The 7,270-nt window shown below is 61.3% G+C and carries 5 protein-coding genes and 1 pseudogene; 2 read left to right on the top strand and 4 right to left on the bottom strand.

Annotated features, from left to right (window positions below):
• Positions 1 to 374: 374 nt before the first annotated feature.
• Positions 375 to 1,028 carry a hypothetical protein gene (locus IG168_RS14980; RefSeq protein WP_193165229.1) on the top strand — a complete coding sequence of 218 codons (654 nt, stop codon included), beginning with the start codon at positions 375 to 377 and terminating at the stop codon, positions 1,026 to 1,028.
• Positions 1,029 to 1,063: 35 nt separating this feature from the next.
• Positions 1,064 to 1,924: a M90 family metallopeptidase gene (locus tag IG168_RS14975; RefSeq protein ID WP_193165228.1), complete on the top strand. Its 861-nt coding sequence runs from the start codon at positions 1,064 to 1,066 to the stop codon at positions 1,922 to 1,924.
• Positions 1,925 to 1,976: 52 nt separating this feature from the next.
• Here the strand turns inward: IG168_RS14975 and IG168_RS20690 are convergent.
• The 4 genes and pseudogenes from IG168_RS20690 to IG168_RS14960 form a co-directional block, all read right to left on the bottom strand.
• Positions 1,977 to 2,489, bottom strand: a pseudogene (locus tag IG168_RS20690) (nucleotidyltransferase family protein); the annotation flags it as partial.
• Between the two features lie 92 nt (positions 2,490 to 2,581).
• The gene (locus IG168_RS14970) at positions 2,582 to 3,832 is read right to left on the bottom strand and encodes a cytochrome c (RefSeq protein ID WP_193165227.1); all 1,251 of its coding nucleotides are present in this window, start codon (positions 3,830 to 3,832) and stop codon (positions 2,582 to 2,584) included.
• Between the two features lies 1 nt (position 3,833).
• Positions 3,834 to 4,379: a (2Fe-2S)-binding protein gene (locus IG168_RS14965; RefSeq protein WP_193165226.1), complete on the bottom strand. Its 546-nt coding sequence runs from the start codon at positions 4,377 to 4,379 to the stop codon at positions 3,834 to 3,836.
• Positions 4,380 to 7,205, bottom strand: coding sequence for a xanthine dehydrogenase family protein molybdopterin-binding subunit (locus tag IG168_RS14960; RefSeq protein WP_193165225.1), 2,826 nt, complete (start codon positions 7,203 to 7,205; stop codon positions 4,380 to 4,382).
• Positions 7,206 to 7,270: the final 65 nt, after the last annotated feature.

Genomic DNA, 7,270 nt, shown 5'->3' with positions numbered 1-7,270 from the left:
GGCTCCCTTTTTTGTATGGCGCGTTTGGTCGGGTGAGCACCTCCCTAGGTTCGATCAACTCGCGCCGCGAGTTGAGACCGAGCGCAGCGAGCCCGCAGGGTTCAAAACGCCAGTGCGTTTTGAAGTCCATCCTCCCGAGCCTCCCTCAACACGCATATCATGCCTTTTAGTAAGATTCGCCCGGTCGGTTATTCCCCCCAAACTTCAATCAACTCTACTGCGACGTAGCAAGATCCAAAACGCCAAAGCGTTTTGAAGTCCACCCTCCCGAGTCGACATACCCCCTCCTCTGCACCAATCCCGGAACCATCCCCACCTACCGAAACTCCAACTACCCAGGAGCAAACCAAGTAAAGGACGACACTGAGCAGCCCGTGCAATACGCCGCCCCAATTCCCCCTGCGACAAACCCTCACAGTCCCGCCGGTAAACGCCTGGCCATCACCCTGGCCATAGCACTCGCCTTCCACGCGGCGCTGTTACTGATTCCCGTCACTTGGCACCTGCAAACCGCTGCCGACCGGCGCCCATTCGAGGTAACCATCCGCCACATTCAAACGCCGGTACCGAAAGAGAAACCGACCGCACAACGCACCTCGCCAGAGGCACACAAAGAAACCCGGACGCGACCGGAAACAAAACCAGAGCAAAAAGCAGTTCCCAAGCCCCGACAGCCCAAAATTGAAAGTACTCAGCCCCGCATTGACACTCGGCCCGAACCACTGAGCGCGCCCCCGCAAGCACCCGTCGAGGGCGCCAAAAGCCGCTCCACAGTCTTTGACGCTGGCCTCAGAAACCGCCTGGAGCACGAGCGCAATCGCGTCAAGAAATTCACACCACCAAATGCGGAGTACATGACCGCGAACGGCACCTTTATTCAGCGAGGTGACTACTGCGCGGAGATTCGCGAACTGGTGCCGCAGGACATGGACAGCCACGTGACCCAGGAGTTTAAGATCAAATGCACCAAACGCCGGCGCCCCCAGGAGGATATCGACCGGCTCGCGCGCAAGTACGGAATTCCCTAGAATCAGAAAAACTCCGCCAATCGAACAGGGTGCCCGTGCTTACCTTCCTGGCCATTATTCTCCTCGCCATCCTTATCTGGCTGGTGCCGATTTACTATCAGCGCTTGCGCCGCCGCTATCTGCGTTCGAGGCCGCTAACGGCGACACAACAGCGGATACTGACTGAGGCCCTGCCCCTGTACCGCCATCTGACGCCGTCGATGCAACGGGAACTACAGGGGAATATCTCCCTGTTTCTGCGCAGCAAGGAATTTGTCGGCTGCGAAGATCTGGCCGTTACCGAACAGATGCGCGTCGCGGTGGCGGCACACGCTTGCCTGCTGTTGCTGGGGCGGGAAAATTCCTGCTATCCGGATCTGTATACCGTACTGCTCTATCCGGACACCTATGTGGCGCGGGAAACCCGTGTCGAAAATTACGTGGAGTCCACTGCACACAGTGCCCGCGAGGGCGAGGCCCACTACCGCGGACCAGTGGTTTTGTCCTGGGGAGATCTCGCCGAAGACCTGCGTTTTCCGCAGCGGGGCCGCAATGTGGCACTGCACGAGTTCGCCCACAAGCTGGACGAAGAAGACGGCTACTACGATGGCCGCCCGCTGTTCGAAAATGGCAGTAGCGGTAAGAGCTGGGCCCCCGTACTCGGCCGGGAATTCAAGCGGCTGCGTCAAAGGCGCGACCATCCGCACTCGGCCGCGCATCATCATGAAGTGCTGGATTTTTACGGCGCGGAGTCACCGGCGGAATTCTTCGCCGTGGCCACCGAGGCATTTTTTGTCAGCCCCATGGCGATGCGGGCGGAACATCCGCAGCTGTATGAAGAGCTGCGCAAGCTGTATCGGCTCGATCCCCATGCACTGCTGCATGAAAATCCTCCGGCCGGTCAATATCCTGAGTAATTCCGGGATCGTCCACGGGAACTTCCACAATGGCCTGCGGCCGGTCACGCAGAACCCGCGCAGCGCCACTGCGACCTTTCAACGCCAGCAGCTCCGGAAAGAATGCCCGCCCGAAAACAACCGGGTGACCCCGCTGCCCGGACCAGGTGGGCACACAGATGGTATCCGGCCGCGCCACTGCCAGCAGGTGCCGCAGCGTCTGCGGCTGCACGAACGGCATATCCCCCAGACACAGCGCCACTGCGCGCGGGGGGCAGGTCCCACTGCGCTGTAGCAGCGCGTCCAGACCCGCGGCAATACTCACCCCCAACCCCACGGGCCAGACCGGAGCGTAAAGCCAGTGCAGCGCCGTATTTCCCCGCAGGCGCGACACCATCGACGCCACCAGCGAATCCCGCGCGCGCAATACGATCTGGATCTCTCCGCCAGGCAGATTGTCCATCGCCGCATACACCCACTGCAGCGTGCGCAACAACATCGGCTCTCCGTCGACGCAGGCCAGCCGCTTGTCGCTGCCAAAGCGGCGCGAATAACCGGCGGCCAATACCAGTGTGGCTGTCTCCATAAACCGCTCCCGCTTGCTCGCTGTGTTATAGGTATTGCTGTCGGTGCATCGTGAGCGCCGACGCGCCCGGCACTGAAATGGAAAGCGCCGGGTTATTGGTCGTTTCCGGTCAGATAGCCCTCATCGTCGAGTGCCCTGCGAATTTCTGCCACATCCGCAGCAGTGACTTCTTGCCGGGCACCGCCCCAGGCAGTGCGCATAAAGTTCACCAGCCCGGCCACCCGCTCGTCATCCAGTTCGCGATGAAACGATGGCATACCGGCGCGGGCCTGAATACGGTCGCGGCGCTGCGCCGGCAGTCCGCGCAGAATAACCGCCACGGCATTGTGCGCACTGTCCGCACGCAGACTCGAATTGCTCGCCATCGCCGGCGCAAAAGCCAGGGTAATCCCTCCGCCGCCGCGCCCGTGGCAGCCGGCACAGTAGGCGACGAAATCGCCCCTCCCCTGAGGAAATCGCTCGGAAGCCGCGCCCGTGTTATTCGGCACTGCTGGTAACGGCTCTGACTCGTCGAGCAGGTAGGTGATGATCGCATTGCGATCGTCGCCGCTCAGGTGGCGCAGGCTGTGATCCACCACCCGATACATCTCGCCGAACAAGGTGCCGCGTTCACTGCTGCCGGTAGTGAACAGTTCCTGCAGGTGCGCCCGATCCCAGCCCTGGCGACGCAGCGCATGGGGGCGAATGTCCACGGCGTCCCAGCCCTCCAGCACATTGCCGGCCAGGTATTCATCACTGCCCATGGACGGGGCCCCTTTCATGGCAAAGGCAAAGTTGCGCGGTGTATGGCACTCACCACAATGGCCCAGCGCATTGACCAGGTAATTGCCACGCTGCCACTCCGCACTTTTGCCCTCCGGCTGTGCCAGCGGTTCATCGTCCAGGTACAGCCAGTTCCAGAAACTGAGACCGAAACGCAGGTTGGCTGGGAACATCAGTCTGTTGGCCGGCGGACTGTTTTCCACCGCGGGCAGGTTCATGAAATAGTGGAACAGCGCGGCAATGTCCTCGTCGCTGACCAGGCGATAGGACGTGTAGGGCATGGCCGGGTACAGGTTGCCGTGCAGCCCCTTGCCCCGGTGCATTGAGGCGGTGAACTGCTCCAGTGTGTACTGACCGATTCCGGTTTTTTCATCCGGAGTGATGTTGGTCGAGTAGAGCGTGCCGAACGGCGTCACGAAGGGACGGCCACCGGTAAACGGCCGGCCGTTTGCCGCCGTATGGCAGGCTACGCAGTCGCCGGCAGCGGCCAGGTAGCGTCCGCGCTCAAATTCAGTCTGCGCTACCGCCCACTGCGCGAAGCACAAGGCGAGCAACAGGCAAAGCGGAGTGCGCATCGACATATTACCCCTCCGACTTGACCAGCCCGGGTGTGGACTCGATGACGTCTTTGACCGCGCGGAAGTAACGCACATAGCCGGTACAGCGGCAAATATGGTGCTGCAGTGCTTCGCTGATAGTTGCCTCCAGGTCTTCGGCGGCGACGGGCTCCCGCTTCAGGCGGTCGATCAGCACCATTGCCGCGTTGACGAAACCGGGGGTGCACCAGCCGCACTGAAAGGAAAAATGCTCGAGAAATGCCTGCTGGATTGGCGCCAGCTGTTCGATCTCGCCGTCGGCGTTGCGCCGCGCATGTCCCTCAACTGTGGTGACCTTTTTATCGATGAATCGGCCCACATTATTGATGCAGCTACGCACCACCTCGAGACTGCCATCGTCGCGCTCCACCACCACTTCACAGGCGCGGCAAACGCCGATACCACAACCCAGTTTGGTGCCGGTGAGATTCAGGTATTCGTGCAGAAAATCCAGCATGGAGGTGTATTCCGATACCTCCATGGGGCCGACTTTATCGCCGTTAACCACCATCGTTACCGAAATCTTGCCCATCTAAACCTCCGGATTCAGCGCGCGGCGCAAAATTTCCGGCGTTACCGGCGTGTCGTTGAAGCGTCGCCCGGTGGCCTGAAAAATCGCCTCGCTGAGTGCGGCGACAATCGGAACCGCGCATACTTCGGCAATGCCCTTGGGGGGATCGTTATCGGATTCCGGTGGCAGGATTTCGTGCTGCTGTTTCCACACAGCCACATCTTTTGCCAGCGCCACCTGATATCGGTTCAGGTTCCAGGTGCCGTTACCGGCCCCCTCCCCCAGCGGCGGCAGGTATTCATAGAGCGCATGGCCGACCCCCATGGCAATGCCCCCTTCTATCTGCCCCTCGACCAGAGCGCGCACGATGGGGCGACCGCAGTCGAGGTAATTCTGCAGCCCCTGTATTTCCACCGCGCCGGTGCCCCTGTTCACCGCCACTTCCACCAGTGCCGCGCAGGGAGCGTAATAGGTGACCATCGCGTTGTTGAGCGCCGTCTTCGGATAGCGCACCGCACTGCGCTTTTGCACTTCGTATTCGCCCGCCACTACGCGCCCGCCGGGGCCGCCCTGCCCGCCCCGGCGCAGTGCCAGCCCGTCGATCTCCCAGGTACTTTTTTCTCCGTCCAGCTCGAAATCCGCATCGCTCCAGGCCCAGCGATTGAAGCCATGGGTCATGACGCCGGTAACCTGCCCCGCCCTGTGCGCCTCCGCGGCCAGTTTGGCCAGCGGCAGCGGCGGCATCTCGGGATCCGGCAAATGCAGGGCTCCGTCGCGCCAGACCAACTCCGCAGGATCCAGTGCATCGCGCTGCCACAGGCTCCGGGCCGCCGGCAGCAGCCCGTGCTTGAACAGGATCTGCGCCGCGATCACAACGGGATGTGACTGGAAATAGGCGGACATGGAAGCGGAGCTGGCCATGGCAACCACAGGGGTCCACAGCGGATTGGTGGACATCTTGTCCTGGTGCTCCTGGCTCATGGTATAGGGGCTTTCCGTCTGGAACTGCTGTAGCGCCTGCCAGGCATCCACCACGGCCAGGTGACATTCGTCCGCCGGTCGGCCGAGTAGAGGTTCCAGCAACATTGCCTGCGAAGTCTGGGTGCCGGTACCCATCTCGATAAACCCGATACTCAGTGACAGTCGGCCGTTTTCGTCAATCTGCACCGCAGCGCTGGGCGCGGCGGAGCCGGTGCCAAAGTCCTTGGTGGCAATGGCAAATCCGGTGCCAAAGAAATAATTTGGATTGCGCTCTTCGAACATCTGCTTGCGGTGCGCGCGCTCCTTCCACATCGGGTGCTGGCCGGCCCGCTCGAGCATTTCGCGATAGCGCACGCGTACTTGCGGTACCGCGCCCTGGGTATTTCGCCAGCCGGTTTCGGAAGCGTTGCGCAGACGCAATTCAATGGGATCGATGCCCAGTTCGTGGGCCGCCTGGTTCACCATCATCTCCATGGCGTTCATGGTCTGCAGGGTGCCGTAGCCGCGCATCGAACCGGAATCCACATTCATCGACTGGTTGGCGGTGGAAGCGATATCGTTGCGCGGGAAATAGTAAATACTCTGTATCGCGCTCGCGCCCACCATGGCCACACTGGCGCTGAAGTTCGCGCGGCCTCCGCCATCCGCCTGCATTTCCGACACCAGCGCCTGAAATTTGCCCGTTTGTTTGTCAACGGCCAGGGTATTTTTCATGTGGAACGGATGGCGCTTGAGACCGGTCTGGAACTGCTCGAAGCGGTTGTTGGCAAGACGCACCGGCCCGCGCCCAAACAGCCCCGCCATCAGCCCGTAATAGGGAAATATCGTGTGGTCCTTGCCACCGAAGCCGCCGCCGATAAACGCAGAGTGCACCACGAAGTTTTCAATCCGGTCGGCCAACTCGCTCTGGCTGATCAGGTGTGCGGCCTTCTCGTGGAAGTCCTGCGGCGACTGGGTGGTGAGCACAAGATGCAGCGTTTTGCGATCGCCATCGAGCCAGACGTTGGCCGCCTCTGGTTCCATCATCATCGGCTCGACAATCTGGGTGCGGTAATCCCCCCGGACCAGATGCCAGTTTCCGACGGCAGCCTGCCGTTCGACCTCGCTGCGAATCTGGTTCGCGTAGTAGATACCGCGTTCACTGACATTGCCCGCCTGATTGGCTTCCGTGGGCCACTCCACCTGGCGGTTGCGGTATTGGGGGAAAAAGATGCCGTCCTGTAACGGCGAGTAGCGATCCTCACCGGTGGGCCCGCCCTCGCCTTCAACACGGATAATCCGCCAGGCCGCGTAGGGATCGCGGCGCACCGGCGGTGTTTCGTCGCCAAAGCGGATCACCTGTTCGTTGAATTGCAGCGCCTGCTTGGCCGTCGCGTACTTGTCAAAATCGTCGAATAGCAACATGGCCGCCGCGTGGCCGTAGTAATGTGGCGAGCCCCCCTGGGGCAGCAACATATCGTCACCGTAAAACGGCGGTAGCTTGAGCCCCTTTTCCGCAAGGGATTCCGCGGTGATCTTTTCGTAGGGTTGCGCGTCTGCAGGAATCTGCGACCAGTCGAAACCGGTAAATTGACGCTCAACCCGATTGCAGCGCAATACCAGCGCGTAGTGCTGATTTTGCGGCCAGCCGGGCATATCCCGGGCGCGGTAATCGCGGCCATAGATCTTGTGGCCGGTGACCTTGGCCAGGCCGTCGGTGCGAAACGCGGGATCCGGGCCTTCGCCGCGCCAGCCGGGCATTTTCACGTCGGCGGCCTTCTGGCCGGCACGGCTCAGCTGCCACAGAGCGGGCGCGGCAAAGACGGTAATGCCGGCTACGGTACACAGCTTGATGAATTGACGGCGGTCAGGGCGGAATCCTTCCATGGTATTCCTGTGATCAGCGGAGTTGTGTGCCAGCCGCCCGATCGAAAAGACGGCGGGAAATTCAC

Origin of the sequence: Microbulbifer hainanensis (genome assembly GCF_014904735.1) — a bacterium.
Classification (GTDB): Bacteria; Pseudomonadota; Gammaproteobacteria; order Pseudomonadales; family Cellvibrionaceae; genus Microbulbifer; species Microbulbifer hainanensis.
This window is presented reverse-complemented; position numbering and strand designations above follow the sequence as displayed.

Coding starts and splice junctions, on each gene's coding strand:
- IG168_RS14970 (WP_193165227.1), bottom strand. CDS start 3,832: ATGTCGATGCGCACTCCGCTTTGCCTGTTGCTCGCCTTGTGCTTCGCG.
- IG168_RS14965 (WP_193165226.1), bottom strand. CDS start 4,379: ATGGGCAAGATTTCGGTAACGATGGTGGTTAACGGCGATAAAGTCGGC.
- IG168_RS14960 (WP_193165225.1), bottom strand. CDS start 7,205: ATGGAAGGATTCCGCCCTGACCGCCGTCAATTCATCAAGCTGTGTACC.